Source organism: Sphingobacterium sp. UBA7253 (assembly GCF_002472745.1).
In the GTDB taxonomy this organism is placed as follows: domain Bacteria; phylum Bacteroidota; class Bacteroidia; order Sphingobacteriales; family Sphingobacteriaceae; genus Sphingobacterium; species Sphingobacterium siyangense.
Genome location: NZ_DKSP01000108.1, coordinates 14,431 through 37,525, shown reverse-complemented (window position 1 = coordinate 37,525; position 23,095 = coordinate 14,431). Strand labels below are relative to the sequence as shown.

13 protein-coding genes are annotated in these 23,095 nt (G+C 39.8%); all 13 read right to left on the bottom strand.

What is annotated here, in order from left to right:
* Window positions 1-863: DUF5125 domain-containing protein (locus B2X72_RS10525; RefSeq protein WP_286849541.1), on the bottom strand; the 863-nt coding region annotated here is incomplete at its 3' end.
* 57 nt (window positions 864-920) lie between these two features.
* Window positions 921-2,393: a glycoside hydrolase family 30 protein gene (locus B2X72_RS10520; protein ID WP_286849540.1), complete on the bottom strand. Its 1,473-nt coding sequence runs from the start codon at window positions 2,391-2,393 to the stop codon at window positions 921-923.
* 79 nt (window positions 2,394-2,472) lie between these two features.
* On the bottom strand, window positions 2,473-3,990 hold the full coding sequence (locus B2X72_RS10515; RefSeq protein ID WP_286849539.1) for a RagB/SusD family nutrient uptake outer membrane protein: 1,518 nt from the start codon (window positions 3,988-3,990) through the stop codon (window positions 2,473-2,475).
* An 11-nt stretch (window positions 3,991-4,001) separates the two neighbouring features.
* On the bottom strand, window positions 4,002-6,947 hold the full coding sequence (locus B2X72_RS10510) for a SusC/RagA family TonB-linked outer membrane protein (protein ID WP_286849538.1): 2,946 nt from the start codon (window positions 6,945-6,947) through the stop codon (window positions 4,002-4,004).
* Between the two features lie 289 nt (window positions 6,948-7,236).
* On the bottom strand, window positions 7,237-8,865 hold the full coding sequence (locus tag B2X72_RS10505; protein WP_286849537.1) for a DUF6377 domain-containing protein: 1,629 nt from the start codon (window positions 8,863-8,865) through the stop codon (window positions 7,237-7,239).
* Window positions 8,866-9,029: 164 nt separating this feature from the next.
* On the bottom strand, window positions 9,030-13,580 hold the full coding sequence (locus B2X72_RS10500) for an efflux RND transporter permease subunit (RefSeq protein WP_286849536.1): 4,551 nt from the start codon (window positions 13,578-13,580) through the stop codon (window positions 9,030-9,032).
* Window positions 13,581-13,593: 13 nt separating this feature from the next.
* Entirely contained in the window at window positions 13,594-14,700 is a 1,107-nt protein-coding gene (locus B2X72_RS10495) for an efflux RND transporter periplasmic adaptor subunit (protein ID WP_088159977.1), read from the bottom strand.
* Between the two features lie 184 nt (window positions 14,701-14,884).
* The gene (locus B2X72_RS10490; RefSeq protein ID WP_286849535.1) at window positions 14,885-15,247 is read right to left on the bottom strand and encodes a hypothetical protein; all 363 of its coding nucleotides are present in this window, start codon (window positions 15,245-15,247) and stop codon (window positions 14,885-14,887) included.
* A gap of 145 nt (window positions 15,248-15,392) precedes the next feature.
* Window positions 15,393-16,325, bottom strand: a complete 933-nt coding sequence (locus tag B2X72_RS10485) for an endonuclease/exonuclease/phosphatase family protein (protein WP_286849533.1) — start codon at window positions 16,323-16,325, stop codon at window positions 15,393-15,395.
* Between the two features lie 6 nt (window positions 16,326-16,331).
* A complete protein-coding gene (locus B2X72_RS10480; protein WP_286849532.1) occupies window positions 16,332-18,623 on the bottom strand; it encodes a GH92 family glycosyl hydrolase in 2,292 nt (763 codons plus the stop codon).
* 256 nt (window positions 18,624-18,879) lie between these two features.
* On the bottom strand, window positions 18,880-19,923 hold the full coding sequence (locus B2X72_RS10475; RefSeq protein WP_286849531.1) for a PKD domain-containing protein: 1,044 nt from the start codon (window positions 19,921-19,923) through the stop codon (window positions 18,880-18,882).
* Between the two features lie 42 nt (window positions 19,924-19,965).
* Window positions 19,966-21,336, bottom strand: coding sequence for a discoidin domain-containing protein (locus tag B2X72_RS10470; protein WP_286849529.1), 1,371 nt, complete (start codon window positions 21,334-21,336; stop codon window positions 19,966-19,968).
* 16 nt (window positions 21,337-21,352) lie between these two features.
* Window positions 21,353-23,089 carry an alkaline phosphatase family protein gene (locus B2X72_RS10465; RefSeq protein ID WP_286849528.1) on the bottom strand — a complete coding sequence of 579 codons (1,737 nt, stop codon included), beginning with the start codon at window positions 23,087-23,089 and terminating at the stop codon, window positions 21,353-21,355.
* Between the last annotated feature and the right edge of the window lie 6 nt (window positions 23,090-23,095).

Below are 23,095 nucleotides of genomic sequence, written 5' to 3'. Positions count from 1 at the left end.
TTTCCAGTTGATCCTTTAAACGATAGGGTTCCGTCGGCCGCTTTGGTAAAGAAATCTGGATCGATCCACCAATCTTGCAGATCCGCAATCCCTTCAAAAGTCGTCGTTTTCCCTTGAGCCAGCTCGAGTTCAACTTTAGCATGTTTATCATCCAGTCGACTGAACTGCGATCCATTTAGCAGTACAACAATAAATGGAGATGCCTGAAATGTCAATGTATTAAATTGAATTGGATATACACCAGAGGTTGAATTTGAAAAAGGAATTTCAGCGGTAGACCCCAAGTTAATAACATTATTGACCCAACCAAAGTTCATCGCATTGCCCTGTGTACCTACTTTTGGCGCTTGAATATAGCCTTTTACCTCAGCTGCAAAATTTTCTTTTGCCGCATATTGATTACGCCCGACCTTTTCCATGCGATAGGATTTGGATTCTGTGACTAAAGTTAAATATGGAAAGTCGGGTCTGCTCAGATTAATATCAAAAGATTGTTCCGTTATTTTTTGGCTAATATTCTGTAAGACAAACTTAAGGGTTGCTTTTCCATCGGGAATATCTTTCAAGAACGGAACATAAATTTTTCCAGCATAGTCTCCATTTTGTTTGGTACGGATGACGGTTTCTGTTACCTTGTCGTCTGTAAAATACAATTGTGCTTTAACAGTAGACAGCGCAACTTCACTATCCGACACATGCACCTGAAACTCGAGACTATCCCCAAAATTTGCGGCCGAGATAGGCGATTTCAATTCGATTTTAGGATCCCCTATTTGATAGGTATATTTTTCATCCTTTTTACAGGAACTAACTGCAGTAATAGCAGCAGTTCCCAATAGTATATTGATGAGATATCTTTTCATTTGTTCATAATTTATGCGCTATCAATGTGATAGCGCTTAGGGTTTATCATCCTCCAGTTAATAGGTCCAACGGTAAGAAACAACCGATTTAGCTGGCACATCATAGCTAAAATGATGTTTACCGTCTGCGACGGTAATTTTACGGCTATCTCCCGACTCGTTTAACAGAACAATAGCGTAGGTCCCATCTGTATTTTGAAAGGCTGTATAAACTAACCCTTCCGCTGTATACCCAGAAGCCCCAATCCGTGTGGCCCCTGATTTGACCACCGAAGAAAGATGACCAACAATATAATAATGCGAATTGCGCGTTATATTCTTATAATTTGCCTTACTAATATCCACGGCGCCATAACATGTCTGACAGCCACCTTCGCGATTTGGCCCTTTGTCAGTATCAAGCATCAAGTTCCATACTATGACACCTTTACTCCAATTGTTGACGGTGCCCAATGCAACTTCACGCATATCCTCCATCAAACGTTTTTCAAGATTGCGTCCATCATTCCATTCCCCAATGGATGTTTCCGTAAATACCAATTCCTTGTCTGGGCGTTGATTATGAATATCGATAAGTTCAGCCTTATCCCCACCATAATTATGGTACGCCGCTCCGGCGAAGAATGAAGCCGCTCCGGCATCGTTATAGATCTTTACAGGGTAATCAGCCTGATCAGCAATGTTATCATAGTTATAATTATGATCAAATGCATAGATCTTTGTTGATAAGTTAGCCGCTTTTAACTGTGGGCCTAGCGCTTGTTTGACAAAAGCTTGTTGCTCTTGCCATGACATATAAAGCGAAGCGGAATTCTTTCTGTTCAATGGTTCATTTTGAACAGTAATCGAATAAATATTAATGCCTTCTTTCTTCATTGCTTGGATCCATTGAACGAAATACCAACCATAGTCCTGATAATACTTTGGATTTAACTGACCGCTGGTCCATGAATCAAAGGGCTTTAAATCAGTTAGGTTGTTAACTTTCATCCATTTCGGTGGAGTCCATGGGGAGCCCATGATTTTTATGGATGGATTGATAGCAAGTATTTCTTTAAGCACCGGAATGATATATTGGGTCTCTTCCGACTGCAATCCAAAATTTTCCTTTCCTTCTTTGTCCCAACAGGTATATTCACTCAAAGAGAAGTCGGAACATCCAATAGCAATACGGATATAGTTCATTCCCATTCCATCTTTATCTGAAAACGTCTCTGTAAGGAATTTTGTCCGATCTTCCTTACTCATTTTCATCAAATTATAACAGGTTGAGCCTGTGATGGCTGCACCGAAGCCGTCCATCGTCTGGAATTTCTTAGTAGGATCTAGCGTAATTGTATTGGGTGACATATTAAATTTGGAGCTGAAATCAACAAAGCGCTTTCCAAAATCCAAAGACCGACTGCCTGTCGTCGTATAAATTGTAACATCACCACTTTTTTTAATTTCATCACCTTGCGAAGGTGTATAGCTGTCACGGTTACAAGATGTTGCCGTCACTAGACAGGACAACAAGAATGTATATATCATAGTTTTTTTATTAGTACGTTTCATCTGTTAATATATTTGTCTCCATCCATCAGATGGGGGATTCCACTTGTTAAATCAATTAATACCCCGGATTCTGAACTAGATTAGGATTCTGATCAATTTTTGGTTGCGGAATCGGTAAACGGTAAGAGTTCTTCGTGAAGGGATACACCTGTGCCTTTCTTCCAGCGTCTTTTGCATAGACCGCATTCATGACAGATTCCACCTTGTCCAAGCGCACAAGATCGAACCATCGTTGTCCTTCGAAGGCCAATTCAAGACGACGTTCTTTCAAATAAGCGTCTAATAAAGCATCCTTATTTGAACGTACGGCAGCGGATATTTTAGGCAATTTAGCACGGGTGCGAATTTTGTCAATAATGTCTGCCGCTCCAGATAGATCTGATCCCTGCTGAATTAATGCTTCCGCTTTTAACAAAAAAAGGTCTGCGTAACGAAGCTTGACAATACTATTAAATGCAGAACGTAATTTAAACATGAATGGATAATGGTTTGACGGATAATAGTTGCTCCAAGTAGTGGAATAATAAACAATAGATTGCCCCAAACGAACCTGGTCCCCTTCATTCGTATACGCTTGAATCAAGTCCCGAGATGGGGTTATCCATTTGGCCCATGTGAAGTTATTATCATAATTGGACAAATCCCTTCCAAACATCCAAGTCGCCCAATTGCCTCCTCCTGCAGTGAACTGTGCTTCCAAAATCGATTCTTTCGTATTCCGCTGTGCAAGATCTGTGTTGCTTGCATTCATTGCATATAGATCTGAGTAATTGGTATTCAGATCAAATCCATCCGCAGTCAATGCGTCAACATATTGGATAACTTTAGCGTAATCGCGAATTGGTTTTTCGGCATAGATCTTTGCCAGCATCGCTCGTGCGACGGATTTGGTAAATAAAGTCTTATTCCCATTATTGTTGGCTGGTGCATCAGCCAATCCGTCCATCAAGTCTTTTTCGATCTGCTTATAGGCTTCTTCTTCTGTGGCTTGTTTTGGAAAATATTGCGGATAAACTTCATTGACATTGTCACCTGTAATATCGGGTGCAATTGTGGTAATGACAGGGATAGATCCGAATATACGGACCATATCAAACATCGCCAATGCTCTGAATAGTTTAGCTTGTGCCTTATACGTTCTAATATCCGTATCGCTCAACGATTTATCAGCAACACTATCAACGTAAATGATCAATCGATTTGCACGTCCAACATCTTCCAGATATCTTCCCCAATCCCGGTCAACAACCGAATTAGACCCTTCAATAGAATTATTTTCAAAAGGTACAACTTCCGCTCCGGTTGTTCCAGCATAGGAATTATCGGCGTGCGAATCGCCAATCAAGAGGAGGTCGAGATACCAATGTTCCTGCCGATCTTTCATCTGCTGGTAAATTCCGGCCAAATAAGTTTCAACTTCGGCTTTGTTCTTGAAAACAATCTGCGTTCCTGTCTCTGTCTTTCCTTGACTAACATCCGAATAATCTGAAAGTGGATCACGGTTCAAAGAGCAAGAAAATAAAAACAAAGAGCCGGTTAGCAAAGAAAGAGCGTTACTTATATATTTTTTCATGATACAGACAATTAAAACTCAATATTAAGACCTAAAACAAATGAACGATTCTGTGGATAGGTTCCCCAATCAATACCCTGGATTCTGGAATCAGATCCGCCGGAATACTGGTTCACTTCGGGATCCATACCTGAATATTTAGTCAAGGTAAATAGATTACTTACAGATAGATAAGGCTGAATTTTATGGATACCAATACGTTTCAGTCTCTCGGGAGAAATGGAATAGCCTAGGGAAACATTTTTCATCCGCAAATAACTACCATCTTCAACAAAATAGGATGAATTCTTCATGTCAAACCCAGCTTTCGGAACGTTGGTAATCTGTCCCGGTACCCGCCAACGATCCAATACAACAGTAGTTTGATTTCGACCATCATACATCCCCTCTGTTTCCATGCGGCTCGCATTGAAGATATCATTTCCGTAAGTTCCCTGAATAAATATACTGAGGTCTAAATTTTTCCAGGAGAAGCTGTTTGTCATACCATAGACAAACTTTGGAAGAGGATTACCGATATATGTACGGTCGCTCGATGAAATCTTTCCATCGTCATTCAAGTCGCGGTAAATGAGCTCGCCGGTTTCAGGGTTTACACCATCAGAGATATAACCGAAGAATCCTGCAAGTGATCTTCCTGGCTCATTCTTCACTACAAAATCATTGACATAATCGTTTGTCTTTACATCGTAGTACACTTGTTGTAGATCCAGTTGTTTCAGTTTATTTCTGTTAAAAGAAATATTAAAATCGGTATTCCAAGTCAAGTTTCCGGTCAGATTTTTTGAATTTACCGCAAATTCAAAACCATGGTTATTCAACCTGCCACCATTTCTTTGGATTGTGGTTGCTTGCTGTCCTGCGGGCAAACTTGCATTCATTAAAAGATCTTTCGTATCCTTGTTGTAATAATCTGCACTGATGCTGAGTCGATTATTCAACATCGTGATATCAAAACCAATACTGGTTGTGCTTGTCGTTTCCCAAGTCAAATCTTTCGCTCTTAATATTGTTGGTTTATTGATATTTGGCAATGAATTGTCTTTTCCCTCAACGAACCACTGTTGACGTTGGATCCCACTTAACTGCAGGTACGCATAATCACCTAATCCATATTGATTACCTGTCTGTCCCCATCCGCCTCGGATTTTAAAGTCGTTTATCCAGGTTATATCTTTCATAAAATCTTCGGAAGAGATTCTCCATGCAGCTGAAACCGATGGGAAATACCCCCAGCGACGTTCCGGACTCAGCTTCGAAGAACCATCGGCACGCATATTTGCGGTCAATAAATACTTGCCATCGTAGTTATACATTGCGCGGGCGAAATAGGACATAATCCCCCAGTTGGATGCTGTAGATCCTGTTCTATCCCAAGAGATTTTGTTTGCCGCATTAAGTGTCTCAATGATTCCATTTGCATAGTTTGAACCATAGATATAGCTTCTGGAGTACTTGGAATCTGTCCATGACGAACCGCCCATTACTTCCAAATTATGCTTTCCAAAGCTCTTCGTGTACGTCAAGAAATTGTCCCAAGTCAACACGGTATTTGTATTACGAATATCTGAAGCCTCCCCGAATTGGTTTCTTCCCCAAGCTGTTGTCCAAGGGTCCAAAAAGGTCGTCATCACACCTGATCTTCTATCTAATGAAAACGCAGTTTTCCAAGTTAAATTAGGCATAAAAGAAATCAGTGCACTTCCTGTGGCAACAAGTCGGTTTTCGCGGTTATTATTATTTCTTGTCCGGGCTAGGTTTTCCAAAGGACTGGTGATGTTGTTGATCCCATAGAAATTATTATAGAATCGATCCGGATTGGTTGGATCCCATACAGGCGCGTAGGTTGGTGTTGTAATCACCGATGTAACTACCCCCCCACGGTTAGAACCCAATCCTGAGGTAATTCCATTATCATTGTTATCGGAATAATTGATATTCGCATTCACCTTTAGCCATTTTCGGACTTGGTTATCAATATTAGCACGAAAATTATATCGTCTAAAGAAGGATCCCTGTAGTGTTCCTTTTTCGTTCAAATATCCCCCACCCAAATAATAGCGAAGCTTCTCATTGCCATCCGAGACGGATATTTGATGATTTTGTTGGATCCCCGTCTTATAGGTTTCTTTAAACCAATCTGTTTGATCCAACAATCCCTCTGGCAGATTTATCATGCCTATTTCATCCTGTAAATCTTTGTATTGACTGGTATTTAAAACTTTAACCGTGTTATTGACAACATTGGCTGTCCATTGTGTTCCCAGTGTAATTTTTGCTTCTCCGGCTTTTCCTGATTTTGTCGTAACCAAGATAACACCGTTCGAACCACGCGAGCCGTAGATCGCTGCCGATGACGCGTCCTTTAGAATTTGAATATCTGTGATATCATTAGGAGACAAGAACTTAATATCTTCCACAGGAACTCCATCAACAACATACAAAGGAGTGGTATTACTATTAAAAGACGTTATTCCGCGAATCTGTATCTGAGGTGCTGCACCTGGCTGACCACTCGGCTGAATAACAGTGACCCCAGCAGCTTTACCTTGAATGGCTTGCCCAAAATTAGTAACGGGTCTCTTTTCTAAGTCTTTGGTGGAAACTGAAGAGATTGCAGTCGTGACATCTTTTCTTTTCACGCTACCATAACCGATTACAATAACATCCTCCAGCAAATTGGTTGAGGAATTTAATTGGACAATCATGGTACTGTTGGCGGGTAGTTCTTTACTGTCGTAGCCAACAAAAGTAAATTGGAGTATACTGCCCGTGCTAGCAGAAATTTGAAAACGCCCATCTCCGTTACTGGAGACTGCGTTATTACTTCCTTTTTGTGTAATGGTTACTCCAGAGAGTGGTTTCTGATCTTGGGCATCCAAGACACGTCCACTAACTTGAATTCGGTCTTGGGCAAACACCAAATTCACCAAAGTAAACAAGAAAGCTAACCCCATTGAAAAGGCAACTTTTCGTGTAAAGTAAATCATATGAAATAAAAAAATTGGTTATTGTTTAATCTTTTGGTTATTCCAAAATGGCAATGAGTTTCCCCTGCTTCATTGCTCAAAACAAAACTAAGATCACCAAGACGGAGAAAAAAGAGCTAGTACTTAAAAAGTACTGAAGAAAAAACATAAATAACTAAAAACAAGATCACTATAAAAAAAATACACCCTTAAAAAGTACCTAAAGGAGCGTAAAATTGTCTTTAATATAGCTAATTTTCGGGTATTACATCATATTTTATGCCCGGTCGATCACCGCAATCTGACATACAGCCGCCTCGAAAGCATCACGATTTCCCGCGGCTTTATTACGTACTTTTGTTCTGTAATTATAAACCGTCCGAAGCGAGTATCGCAGGAAACTTGCAATCTTCACGGAATCATCGATCCCTAATCGAATCAATGCGAAAATCCGAAGTTCGGTATTTAACAACTCTGTCTTTTTGGGATAGATCTTCTCCTCTTCCTGAAGGAGTGCATTGAATTCATCAACAAAGGTTGGATATAGATTTAAGAAGATACGATCAAAATTAACATAAAGTTGCTGCACTTCCCTTTCCTCCATTTGCGTTGACTTTAACTGTTCCCGCAGTGCATCCCATTGCTGATTCGTCGCTTTTTTCAGTAATGCCTTTCTGATATCTTCCATTTTATCGATGTAACTCGAACACATGTCAAAAAATTGGGCGATATATTCTTCTTTAATATGGTTGGATTCCGACAATTTAAGGTTAGTCTGGTTAATTTCGTTATTCAATGAGCGAAGCTGCTGATTTGTGGCAGACAATTCTGATCGTATTCGCCGCAAATGTTGTACCTGTCTATAGATAACACCAAGTCCAATAATGACACCGATCAATAAAATACTAACGATAATGACCAGTCCAACCAATTGTCGATTTTGACTACTGATTTTCTGCTGATAGGCGGCATTGATAATGGGATAAGAAGAGGTCCCCTCAATAATGCGATACCGTACTTTACATAACATCGCATCGTCGATTGCTTTTTCAATAAACTGAAAAGCCCGATCAAAATCCTGTTGGTCGTAATACGTTAACGCCAGATCATGAAAAGATGCGTTATCACGATTTGCCATTTCAATATCTGCACTGGCCGATATTGAAAGGTAGTAAATTTGGCTTTTCGTATCCTTTTCATATTTATAAATGAGCCCCATAAAATAGGCGATCAGCGCGCGCTGCTCAATATCCTTTTTATTCTCATTCCAAAGAACCAGTAATTGCTTTTTAGCGTCCTCCCGGTCACCGTTAAACAGCGTTTTTATCGCAATGGTGGTACGATATTCCAAGGAAGACTTCGGTAGTACCGTTAACAAAGAATCACGATATTTTTCACTTGCCTGGTAATATTCTGACCGATTATTGCTCTGACCGTAATGACTATAAAAGGAGCTGTAGGTATCGTAATACTTGGCAAGAAGCTCCCTACCTAGATGAGCGGGATCGACTTGCTTCAACAATTGTGAAGCTTCTATATACCGTCCGATGGTGGAATACACCCAGGCCAAATCGAGATGAATCACTGCCTGTAGGGAGTCATTAAGCGGTGGAGCGAGCTTTTGACACAGTAAAATATAAGTAAGCGCTGCGTCAGAATCAAACTTCTTATAATTTTCAAAGATTTCGTAGTTCTTCTTCAAAAATTGAGCGGGATTGCCTTCTAATGCTTTTGCCTCCTGTTTTAATTTCTCCAATTTATCTTCACGGTTCTTGATGTAAATTTTCTGATTTTCCATCAGATATTCCAATCGTTGCAAAACCCGGGTGCTATCGGAAGCCACTTGTGCAGATAGGTAAAGACTAAAATGTGCGAAAAGAATAAAAAGAAAAATGCGCTGCAACATAATAAAATCGGTTCAAGATAGTGTAGACTAAACTACATAAAAATAACAACAAAAAAGAGGACGTCTCACGACGGCCTCTTCCCCTGACCCAGTTAAGGGTCCAAGAATTAACAAGTTAATTCTTTATCGCATGAAAAATAGTTTTCTTTTTAATCTATAACCACCTATTTCCAACCTCCTCCCAAGGCTTTGTAAAGTAGAATCTGATTTAAAGTATTCTCTTTCTCCAATTCTACTTTTCCGATTTGGGCTTCCAGAGACTCCTTCTGTGCTGTAACGACATCGAGAGAAGTCACCCGCCCCGCAATAAATAGTTCCTGTGCCGCTTCAATAGAGAGGTTTAACGCTTGAACATGTTCATCAACAAAGCTACGTCGTTTGACGATCGCCTCTTGCGTCATGACAACATTGGAAACTTCGTTATAAGCGTTTACAACTGCTTTTTCATAGTCTACAAACGCAATTCCATAATCTGCTTTCGCGATCTCATACTGCGTTTTAAGCTGTCTTTGATTAAATATTGGCAGCGTAATACCGCCAAATAAATTATACGCAATAGATTTATCCAAATTAAATAACTTGTTAAAGCTAAAGCTCTGTAATCCGATAAATGGACTTATTGCAACAGAAGGCAAAAAAGCCAAACGTGATGCTTCCTGATTATTCGAAGATGCAATGACTTTCAAATAAGCGGCCTTGATATCCGGGCGTTGGTTCACGAGATCATCTGGTGTACCAAAACGCATTGCATGATACAAATCTGCATTTTCGGTATATGTACTTCTTACAATAGGTTGATAAAAACGCCCCAACAGGCCGTTGATATGATGTTCCCAAAGTGCTATTTCTTGGCTCAATTGTTCTTTGGCAGCTTTCGAGTTGGCTAATAGTGCTTTAAATTGTTGCACAGAAAGTTCAGTCGCATAACCGGCATCTTTTTTCACCTCAACAACCTCCAGTGCATTTTTATGTAATTCAATATTCCGATTGTAAACTTTTATCTTTTGATCCAAAGCAATTAGTTCATAATAAGCTGTCGCAATATTGGATACCAATTCCGTTTCTAATAGACGCTTGCCTTCCTGCTCTGCTAAAAAGCTAAAATAAGCGGCCTGCTTTTGACTTTTCAACTTTCCCCAAAGATCAATCTCCCAGGACGAACGAAGTCCTATAAAATAATCTGGGATAAATGGTTCGGGCAATTTTTCATCACTTTTCAAGTTCTCCGAAAAATTTGAATCATAATTACCTATTCCTGATTCTGTATAATGCCCATATTTCCGAATTCCTCCTTCTACTCCAGCCTCTACAGTTGGCCCCAAGGCCGCCTTCCGTTGTTTAAAATACGCTTGTGCAGATTCCAACCGCAAAATGGATTGACGTATATCTAAATTGTTCTGCAGCGCAGAATCAATTAGAGAAACCAACTTCGGATCTTTAAAAATTTCCTTCCAAGACCGGTTTCCTACATTTAAACTATCTGGCGAAAGATGTTTGGAAAATGAAGTCGGTACATTTAATTTCTCCGGTTGAAGCGTTTTTTTGGGAACCGAGCAACTACCAAATAAAATAAGTGCAGCTATGACTAAAGACGCTTTTTTAACGACCTGTTTCTTGTTGTCTTTTTTTGAAAATAAGATCACTAATCCCGGGATGACAATTACCCCGAGTATGGTTCCGATAAGCATTCCTCCCACCGCAGCGGTACCGATACTTCGGTTACCCAATGCTCCTGCTCCACTGGCCATCATCAAGGGAATTAGACCTGCAATAAATGCAAAGGAAGTCATTAATATCGGACGCAAACGGGCAACAGCTCCTTCGATTGAAGCGGTCACGATATCCATTCCCTGCTTATATTTCAAATTGGCATATTCCACAATCAGGATCGCATTCTTACCTAGCAAACCAATCAGCATGACCAATGCGACCTGCGCATAGATATTGTTTTCCAATCCAAAGACTTTCAAGAAGATAAATGCACCAAAGATCCCTGCCGGAAGACAGAGCAGAACAGGTAAAGGCAACAGAAAGCTTTCATACTGTGCACATAACAACAGATAAACAAACAGAAGACAGAGTGCAAAAATATACAAGGCTTGGTTTCCGGAGATTTTCTGTTCACGAGTCATCCCCGACCATTCGATACTATACCCTTGCGGCAAAGAAGAAGCAATTTTCTCGACTTCTTCGATAGCTTGCCCGGAGCTGAAACCAGCTGAAGACTGTCCAGTAATCATGGCCGAACTAAACATATTGTAACGGGTAATTTGTTCAGGACCATAAATTCTTTCCATCGAAATAAAGGCATTGTATGGAACCATCTCACCCGTCTCATTCTTCACATATAAGCGTAATACATCTTCTGGTCTCTGGCGATATTCGGGACCAGCCTGTACCATGACCTTATACATCTGTCCGTAACGGATGAAATTTGTCGCGTAAAGACTTCCCATTAAGGTCTGCAGCGTATTCATGGCATTCTCCACCGATATTCCTTTTTTTGCAGCCATATCGTAGTCCACCTTCAGCATATATTGGGGGAAGTTCACATCAAAACTAGAGTTGATATCCTGAAGAACATCACTTTTTTCCATGTCGTCCATAAACTTCTGTAATACCTCGGCCGTCTTGTTGAGATCCTCATTCCCGCTACGGTCCAATAAACGTAATTCAAAACCCGAAGAGTTACCAAAACCGGGGACTGTTGGCGGCGGAAAGAATTCAATCTCTCCATCAGCAAAATCCTTTGTTTTATCCCGCAATTCTTTAATGACATCATTTACCGTTTGATCTCGCTCTTTCCAAGGTTTAAGATTGATCATCCCCATCCCATAAGAAGCACCAGATACTTCAGTTATGATACTATACCCCGACAATGTAGACACCGTTTCAACAATATCGAGTTTCCGTGATACGGAGTCAATTTTATCCAAAACACGTTCTGTACGGTCTACGGTTGCTCCCGGTGGGGTTGTTACAGCTACATAGATCATTCCTTGATCCTCGGTTGGAATAAAACCTGAGGGTAAGATGGCACTACTTCCCCAGGTCGCTAGAAAGAATCCTCCAAGTAGAAGGAGAGTCAGTCCACGTCGCGCACTGGTTTTTACCAAAATTCCCTTATAGCCGAAGGCAGTCTTGTCATAAATGGCATTGAATTTTTTAAAGAAACGGTCCAACCAGTTATTCGAAGGTTTACGGTCATGGGGCGATTTTAGGAAAAGCGCACATAAAGCGGGTGTCAATGTCAACGCGTTGATACCTGAAATAACAATGGCAGCCGCGAGCGTCAATGAAAATTGACGATAAAATATCCCCACCGGCCCTGAAAGAAAGGCAACTGGAACAAACACGGCAGACATTACCAACGTAATGGCCACAACAGCGCCACCGACTTCTTTCATTGCCTCCAATGTCGCTTCCATAGGTTGAAGATGTTCTTCTTCCATTTTTGCATATACAGCCTCGACAACGACAATTCCATTGTCTACTACAATACCTATGGCCAGTACCAAGGCAAACAAGGTCAGTAGGTTGATTGAGAAACCTAACATCTGCATAAAAAATAATGCCCCAATCAAACATACTGGTACAGCCAAAATTGGTATAATAGTCGCCCTAAAATCCTGTAAAAAGATAAATACAACGATAAAAACTAAAAGAAAAGCCTCCAATAAGGTTTTGATGACAGAAGAAATTGAGGCATCCAAAAACCGCGACACATCATACCCCATGGTATAGGTCATGCCAGTCGGGAATTGCGTTTCTTTCAATTCTGCCATGCGGTCTTTTACACGCTGAATAACCTCTTGTGCATTTGATCCCGGCAATTGCTTTAGCATGATGGATGCGGATGGACGTCCATCAGTTTTGGATACCATTTCATAATCCAATGAACCAAATTCAACATCTGCTACGTCTTTTATACGGATAATAGAACCAGTTGAAGTAGCTCGAATAGGTATATTGGCATATTCCTCAATTTCAGTGAATTTACCTGGATAACGCAATACATATTGTTGCATGTTACGCATTTTATCGGAACTGATACCGGTTTGTCCTGGCGCAGCCTCGATATTCTGTTTTCGTAATGCGGCCACCACATCCTCCGTAGAGATATTATAAGCTGCCATACGGTCAGGTTTAACCCATACACGCATTGCATAATCACGCATTCCCATAATCTGAGCGAGACCGACACCTTCGATCCGTTTCAGTTCCTTTAGAATGTTGATATCTGCGAAATTGTAAATGAATCTTTCATCCGCGGTTTCATCATCGGTAAAAACATTCAGATACATCAACATGGAGTTGACCTCTTTTTCGGTGGTTACCCCTGCTTTGATGACCTCTTCAGGGAGTTCATCCAATACAGTAGTTACCCTATTCTGTACGTTTACAGCCGCAATATCTGGATCTGTACCAACTTCAAAAAAGATTTGAATAACCGTGCTGCCGTTATTGGTAGACACTGAATTCATGTAAGTCATCCCAGCTACACCGTTGATTGCTTTTTCCAAAGGAATAGCGACAGCATTTGTACTCACCTCAGCATTGGCACCTGTATAATTGGCATTGACGACTACCGAAGGTGGTACAATGTCCGGAAATTGTGTGATGGGCAATGTAAATAAGGCCAACAACCCTAAAAGTGTAATAAACACCGAAATAACCAACGACAATATGGGTCGTTTTATAAATGTTTCAAACATAATTTATCCTCCCCTACAGTTTCCTCATTTTTGGATTAATCTTCATTCCACTCCGCAGTCCCTGTACTCCCTCATAGACAATCTTGGCGTTGGGATCTAAACCTCCATCCACAATGTAATAATGCCCCACACGCGGGCCCGCTGTAAAAGGTGTCATTTTTACGGTACTATCTGCCTGTACTGTATAAACGTATGTCTTATCCTGAATTTCAAATACTGATTTTTGGTGTACAAAGGTATGTTCCCCTGTCTGCATTGGCACCGCAATCTTACCTGTTGCGCCATGCTTTAAGATATGCTCGGCATTGGGAAATTGAACCCGAAGGGCAATGGATCCAGTATTAGCTTCAAATTCACTTTCTACCAAATGGGCAATTCCCTCGTGTGGATACAGCTCACCATTGGCCAAAATTAACTTGACCGATTTTTGCGTTTCCTTACCGTCCAGCTTATCACGCATAAGTGTCAGATACTCCCTTTCAGAAATATCAAAATAAACATTCACTTTGCTTAAATCGGAGATCGTCGTAATTAAGCTTCCCTCAGTCAATAAAGAGCCTTCTCTCAATAAGATACGGTCTATACGACCGTCAAAAGGAGCTTGTATAACAGTATAGTCCAATCTTGTCTGTGCCTGATTCACCAAAGCTCGGGCTTCTTCTATCTTAGAATTGGCCGCTTTTAGTTGAATTTTCAATAAATTATATTCGGAAGAGCTCACAATATTCTTGTCAACCAATTTTTGAGTTCGCTCCATTTCCAGCTTAATCTTTTGTGCTTCGGCAATAGCATTATCATACTGTGCTTTGGCCTTGGCTAATTCCGAACGATATTCCTCATTATTATACTTAAACAGCATTTGGCCTTTCTTTACCCAAGCCCCCTCGTCTACATAAATTTTATCCAAAAAGCCATTCAATTTGGAACGAATTTCGACGTTTTTTAAGGCTTGAACATCCGCAATATACTCTTGATAAACAGTCGTATCCATTACCATTAAAGGTACTACAGGTATATTTTTGAGTTCTTCTTTCGAATCAGCGTTAGCGTTGGATGAATGGCATGAAGCCAGCATCCCAACCATACCCACGAAAAGGCACAGTAAAAGTAATTTCTTCATAAACGATAAAAAATGTAAAATGTTAAACCCTCCTACGGTATTTTAAAATCAGTCGTTAGGAGAATGTGTTAGATGGGAGCTACAGCAATTCTATAGCGTAAAGAGCGGCCAAAAGCCTTCCATACCATATATAGAAATAAAACTAAATTGTTGCAGCCTCCGCTAGATAATTAGAGGAGCGTAACTAGAATGGCCTAAAACGGGATAGGAAGCGATAATACCCTGGTAAGCATAGGGTTTTAGATCGGTAAAAAGGATGTTCATCATCTTTTGCAAAACATAATGCCGTAAAGACGATTCCAAAAACAAAAATAATAATTGGTAGTACTTGACTATTGAGTGAAAATATACGATAATCATCTTGCAATAGTACTTTTTCTTCTTGGGAAGAATGAATGGGTTCCAAATCCAATACGTCATCCAGAAAATACTCCACAATAGTCTCACCTGCATGCAGCACCTGTCCGGTTGCCGAGGAGAAAGACTCATAGGTCAACAGATTAAGGTATGCAAAGAGTGTTAAAAAATGAAATATTTTGCCTAACATATCGAAATTTCGAATCACAAAGGTATGACTTTAAATAGCTAAGATTATTTTATTCGTGTAAAAAAACCATGACAGCCTAAAAAATTAACTGTCATGTCCTTAAATATCTCTAGTTTATTAGATTAAAGGCGATAAATTTCAAATGTTACAATTTGATTTTCACCACTATTGGAAAATGATCCGATGGTAATCTTGTCTCGTACTGTTTAAAAGAAAGTTCTTTAGGGAAATCACCCTTTTTAACCTCTTCACTATTTTCTTTAGCACTACGATAAGATTCTGTTAAAACAGCATAATGCTTTACTTTAATCCGAGGAGTTACGAATACATGATCTATACGGCTGTCTGTCCAAAGATTATTATCGAAAGCATTAAATGTACCGTTCCATGTAAATTTAGTCGGAGCAAGCTCAAAACTATCTTCTATAAAATCGGATTCTTGTAGGATGTTATAAATTTCATTATTTTGATCGACATTGAAATCACCGGTCAATATAGCTAGTTCCCCTTTTACAAACTCTTTCATTTTTTTGACAACCAACCGACTACTATTTTCCCGGGCTTTGACACCAACATGATCCATATGCAAATTAAAGTACCAAAATTTCTTCCCAGAATTAATTTCCTGCAACTGCACCCAAGTACAAATACGAGGTAAGGCAGCATCCCAACCTTTTGAAGGGCGATCTGGCGTCTCAGAAAGCCAGAAGACGCCACTTTTTAATTTCTTAAATTTCTTCTTTTTGAAAAATATAGGCGCAAACTCTCCCGCAACTTTACCGTCATCCCGACCAACACCAACATAATCATAATCAGTAAGACGTTTTTTCAAATCTACCAATTGATTTACCAATACCTCCTGTGCTCCAAAAACATCGTAATCCACAAAATCAATTAAAGAAGTGATTACTGGAAATCGCTGATCCCAACCGTTACCATTTTTACGATCTCCGTCATTGTCATAACGGATGTTGTAGCTTCCTACTGTAAGACCTATTGAATTTTGTGAAAAGGCATTTAAAACAAATAAATTGATTACAAAAATAAGACTTAGCGATATAATACGTAATTGCTTCATAATATATTATTTTATTTTTTCGTTACTAAAGGAATATGGAGCATCTTCTTTTTTTGTACCTCTATTTTTATTCGGTTCTTCGCTCATTTTGAAATCAAGTTTGGCACCCTGCAATAAATCTTTATAACGGATATAATTATGATTATAAGGCTTTCCATTCCAAGTTAGTTGATCTACGTAGACCTGATTTGCTCCCTGTTGTTTAGCTTGGATATTCACTTTTTTCCCATTTTCGAGATTTAGAGTCACCTTATCGAATTGTGGTGAACCAATCACGTATTCGCCCGAGGCAGGAGAAACAGGATAAAATCCTAGCGAAGAGAAGACATACCAGGCTGAAGTCTGCCCATTATCTTCATCACCACAATAGCCATCTGGTGTAGGCAAATAAAGTTTATCCATTATTTTGCGTACCCAATATTGTGCTTTCCAAGGCTCTGCAGCATAATTATACAGATAGGGCATATGTTGGATAGGCTGATTTCCATGCGCATACTGTCCCATATTCATCACCTGCATTTCACGCATTTCGTGGATCATTCCGCGACTTTTCATACCCTCATAACTCGGAATAACAAACACCGTATCCAACATGGACACAAATGATTTATTACCACCCATCAAATTAATTAAACCTTGAGGGTCATGGAACACACAAAAACTCCAATGCCAAGCATTTCCTTCCGTATATTCTCTTGACCAGGCACTTGGATCAAAATCTGAGACGAACGATCCGTCTGCTTTTTTCCCACGCATAAGTTTTGTACTTGGGTCAAACAGATTTTTATAGTTCATCGCGCGTGTTGCATAAATAGCTGTTTCAGCTTCCGGTTTACCCAGGGCTTTGCCAAATTCATAAATACACCAGTCATTGTATGCATATTCCAATGAACGTGCTACATTTTGGTCTACTTTTACATCAGCAGGTATATAGCCCAATTTATTATAATATTCATAACCGAAGCGTCCCGTCGAAGAGTGTTTCGGATAGGCACTATTGGCCCCATGCTTGAGCGCTTCCCATAACAAGTCTTTATCATAGCCTTTCCGATCAGTCATCAAGGCATCTGCGACAATAGAAGCAGAATTGTTTCCAATCATCGATGCACGATGTCCTGGCGAAGCCCACTCCGGAAGGTAACCACTCTCTTTATACGCATTCACCAAACCTTCCTGCATCCGATCGTTCATCGACGGATACAATAAATTCAACAGGGGAAACAAACTTCTAAAGGTGTCCCAAAAACCTGTATCCGTAAACATTTCCCCAGGCAGGACCTGCCCATTGTAAGGGCTATAGTGTATACGCTTGCCTGTTCCATCAATTTCAGAAAAATCCCTTGGAAAAAGTGTTGAACGATAAAGGCTGGAATAAAATGTACGTAACCGGTCAATATTATGGTCTTCAACCTGTACACGTCCGAGGATTTCGTTCCACTGTGCTTTACCTTCGTCAACAACCTGTTGAAATGTTTTGGACTTCACTTCTTTTAAATTAAGTTCTGCCTGCTCAAAACTTATAAAGGAAGAAGCAATACGGGCGGTGACCTTTTCCCCTCTTTTCAAGGAAGAGAAACCAACGACTGCTCCGGCGTGATTGTCCTGAATTTCCAATTCGTCTTTACTTATCGCTCCACTTTTAACAGCAGCTTTGTAAGAAAATGGTCTATCGAAAGTAATGACGAAGTAATTCTTGAAATTCTCTGGAACACCACCGCTATTTTTTGTTGAATACCCGATAATCTTATTTTCCTGCGGAATTACTTTAATATAAGACCCTTTATCAAATGCATCAATAATAACATAAGCACTGTCTGTTTTGGGGAATGTGAACTGAAAGATTGCTGCCCGTTGTGATGGAGACAATTCTGTTGTCACATCGTGATCCGCAAGGTAGACGCTATAATAATAAGGTTTTGCAATTTCCGCTTTATGCGAAAACCAGCTCGCCCGCTTTTCCTGATCAAATTGCGGTGTGCCTGTTATTGGCATGATTGAAAACTGACCATAATCATTGTTCCAGGGGCTTGGCTGGTGGGTTTGCTTAAATCCTTTAATTTTATCAGCCGTGTAAGTATATACCCAGCCATCGCCCATATTTCCAGTCTGTGGGGTCCAAAAATTCATACCCCAAGGCCGAGCGATCGCAGGATAAGTATTGCCATTAGACAATTCATACTTCGATTCAGTACCGATCAAAGGGTTAACGAAATCAACAGGCGAGGTTTGTTGCGCCATTCCAGCATGCGCCGCGAATAGAAAAAGAATACTACCTGTTAGTTTTTTAATATTAAACATAAATGAAGCGTTTGGTTAAGCTTAAAATTATTAGCAAAAAAGCTAAAACGTATTAGTAAATATAGGTAAGAAATTTAAAATAGTCGATTGCCTAGGTCTTTTTCACAAGATGGTTACAAAAAAAGAGCAGATCGTATCCCTACCTAGCATAAAAATAGCCGTAGAGTATTCCTCTTTCAAGCGAATACCTTACGGCTACTTTTGAGCCAATCACCCTCTTGTCGCTAACTAGCGTGCTGATGTCGTTCTTTAGTGTCTACTGAGGTAGTTCCAAAAGCCTAAATTCGCTCATTTGGAAATTTGATCCAGAGGAGACTGATTTCACAACATACCGATAATGGGTGTAAGGTTTTGAATTCGTAAAGGTGAAATTGACCGATTTATTTCTATCAGCCGGCATAGTACCAAAACCAATTCCTTTCATTTCGTGCAACGTTGTCCAGGCCACACCATCTTCCGAGGCCTGTATTTCCCAATCTTTGGGATCTCGTTCTGGAGAGTCATTTCCTGTTGTTATGGTATAACCATTAATGGTTTGTGGTTGATAGAATACAAATTGCCAATACATTCCCGGCTGATACCCTCCAATAAATAGTTTCGTCTTGGTATCACCATCTATTAACTTCTTCGATCCTTCACCTGCATCAGGGCCGCTCGAGTTGTCCTGAGAGATTCGAAAGGTATTATCAATATTTGTCCAGTCTTTTATAATGCCTAGATCTGTAAGCATCTTGGTAACGACGATTTGAGATCCTTTAGGAGTGTTTACATTTAGCTGGTAGGTTTCGAATTTTCCCACCTCAATCGAAATATCGGCTTTCTCCTTATCAGAAACTTGCTCATATTTATCTTTATCAGTCATCTTTGACCAAATGACTCCTTTAACTGCAATATCACTAGCATAACTTAGGATCAACTTTCCTGTTCCGTTCTTTGTCGCATTGAATCGAATTAGCTTCTCCGCATCAATTTTAATGACCTCCTCCCGTTGAGCCCAATCGCCATTTTCATTGAGCACTTTAAGTCTAACAGTAAAATCACCCGTCCCTAAAAAAGTATGTTGCGGCGAAGTTTTCGAAGAGGTGCTATCGTCACCAAAGCTCCATCGCGTTTCAGTATAATCTTTTGACTGATTTGTAAATTCAAAAGTAAATGGGTCATCCTTCGCAACCTGCTTAATAGAAAAAGCAGAAACCGGATTGGGAAGCTGAGGTTTGTCAACAACCACTTCCTTTTCTTTACTGCAACCTAGTAAGGTAAACAGTAAAAGTATATAAAAGTTATATCTTACTAATTTCATCTTCATAAATTCATCGTTGTAATACCATAAGTTACCGCCCGTCTATAAAAATTCGATCATCCTCCATTCAGAACACTGGAATAAACTACTTCCCACGTTTTCTGTAATATTTAGGCGATAAAATTTATAATTACCTGGTTTTTGGATATTAAATCTTCTTGTTTGAATTCTATTTGGGAAACTTTCATTTACTCTGGTATCAATAGTGACCCAATTTATACCATCTAATGATCCCTCAAGAAACCAACTTTTTGGATCACGTTCTATCGCATCATTTCCAGATGTAAGCGTATATGCTCCAATCTTCAGCGTTCTGGTAAATGTAAGCGTGCACTTCAGATCTCCTGTAAATGCGCTCTGCAAGAATTTTGTGTTCGTTAGATCATCCACCAGCTTGAGACTTCCCTCACCTGCATTTGCGCCACCATTATTATCACGATTTACCGTTAGAGTTGCTTCCCCAGTTACATCGAATTCGACAACCTTTGCACAATCAATTAAAATCGTAGTATAATTTTTCTGAGGATTGATCACATGCAGCGTAGGATCCTTCAAGTAGACCGTTACAGCGAGAAACTTATCTTTATTTTTGGTAATAACATCCCAAGGAATTGATATATTGAAAGCCGCTGCAGATTTATTACCCAAAACCTGCACGCGTGAAGGAATGAAGTATTCATTCTCCTTTAAACCGATCGTGTTCACAGGTACCTTTTTCTTCGTTATCCAATTTGAAATTGAATCAGTTGTTCCTCGCACTTCAACATAAAAAAATTTACTAGGAAAGGATGCTAACGAAACACCGATCGGTATTTCAATTCCAGAAGGTGTTGTATTGTAATTATTATGATCGCTTGCCAGGATAATATTGCCAGGTGAATTTGTTATCGAAAGATAATGGATATCTTGCGCAGTCAGCAGATCCTTTGAGTCCATCGTTACAATTATGCTATTTGGATTTCCCAACTGATTACCTTTTCCTGGATTAGACAACTTATACGACAGTGCAAACTTCTTACCGTAAACACGTTCAATTTCTGTTCGCGAAATCGTTAACAAAAAAGAGGTGGTATCAGCACCATATTGAAACTTCACTACATTGGGAAAAGAAAATGCCGAATTCGGAAGTGTAACCACATCTTTTAGTGTTCCCGATTCGATTAATTTAGTAACTGTATCGGTATTCAATTGAAGCTCAACATCAAAAGTCTGGGACGCCGGACTACTCAATTTCACTTTCATCGGAACTTGTACATAATCATTTGTTTTGATCAGATCTTTTCCCTCACCTTCTGCGATAACTTGAACAGGAGCCCCTCCTTGTAAATTAAACCCTTCTAGATTATCTTTTGAACAAGCCAAAAATTGACTACAGCCCAAAATTATCGTTATATAATAAAATAGTCTTTTCATATTAGCTTTTTTAAGATTATTTGTCTACCCAAACTCGTCCATCTAGTTGCCAATTCTCCTGTCTAGCGATCTGCAACCAGCTAAATATCTGGGCAGTTATATCGGTATTTTTCGGCACTAGCGTACTTATTGTTTCAACAGAAGGAGCACAAAGGAAATCATTCAGCTTAGAAATTTCATAGGCGGAATTCCCAATCTTCAATGTATTTCCATAGGGGCCATCATCATAAAGTACACCATCAGTAACAGTTCCCACAATAGGCCAATTTGCTGCAAGGTTTGGATAATAGGGATGTTCTTCACTTACTCCTACTTGGCAGTTATATTGCGTAATAACTGCCAAGGGCAATGCTACTTTCCAAAACCGAACATCAGCCAAGTAGTAATCGCCTTCGTTCCAATTGCTTCCCCCATTTAACAGTCCCAACCTAAATTTTGCTGGACTACTGATTGAACCCCATGAACTAATGTCCATCTCATTGCCCGGGAGACCATTTGTATAGGTTTTCACTATGCGTTTACCGTCACTTGTCAACGCTCCGACTATTGTTACATTATTCCATGTTGCATTGTTCAATTTCGGACCATTCACCTCACCACTTCCATTCGGACCGCGACCATTGAACATCCAATAATCGTCTTTGAAAGCCATAATCCATCCATTTGTCGGCGCGCCTGATTCCCATTTCTCTCGTTTACCAATAAAAGATGGATAATTGGGAAATTTATAGGTATTATTGGGTCCTTTATTCTTCTTAACTTTTAATTCAATGGTAAACTCCTCATTATCGCCGAGATCAAAAACAGGATTATCCCCTTCGGTCAACTCTGCGTAAATACCGCCTTTAAACCTTAAAAAATCTCCCGAAAAGCGACTGCCCAAATAAGGTTTATTGATATACCTTGAATTATATTTCGGCGAGTAGAAAATAGTAAAGGTATTAACATTTGGGTTGCTAAAGATTGTATTGTCATTCTGCGTGGGAGGAATTTCAAACGGGCCGCCTTTACTCGAAGTGATGATTACCAACCAATTCTCTTTTTTAAAAGCGGGACGTTGCTCCAACGCTTTAATAACTTCCCCTACCTGCTTATCGAAATTTTCTATGGCAGCTTTATAAACAGTACTGCTATTGTCATAGGCACTAGCCTTTCCCGCTTTATCAACCGCTGTAAAATGTGCAGTTAGCATTGTCAACTCGGGTTGCTTTAATCCCTCCTTAACACCATTGACAACCTCTTCGTCTGTACTCTCCAATTTAGCTACCGCAACAGGAGTTAGATTATCAACAAATAGTTTAGAACTGCTATACACCTTAAATTCGGGGTTTTTCATATTTGAAGCGACCCTCGTATAGACAGTCGGATAGGTCTGAAAATTATTGTTCTTAAAATTATCACCAATGACCAAATGTTTATTTTGGCTTACCCCGGTAATAATACTGGATAAATCAGCGCCAGTAGCAGTTGCATCGTCATGTTCTTCGCTTAACGAAACCCATGAATAAATCGAATGGCTGAGCAAACCGTTCATTGTTGGAATATTTGCCGTTCGAACCGATTCTCCTCTTGCTCCATCCACAATGAGCATGAGCACTTTAGGTTTACCATACACCAGGTCCACGGTATCTTGTTTACCCTCATTATCCGGCAGCAAGCGACCGAATTCATCTTTACAGGACATGAACATCGATAACATGACCAAAGACATTAGCCAGCGGCTTATATTTTGAAAATTAGCTTGAGATCTCATCAGTTT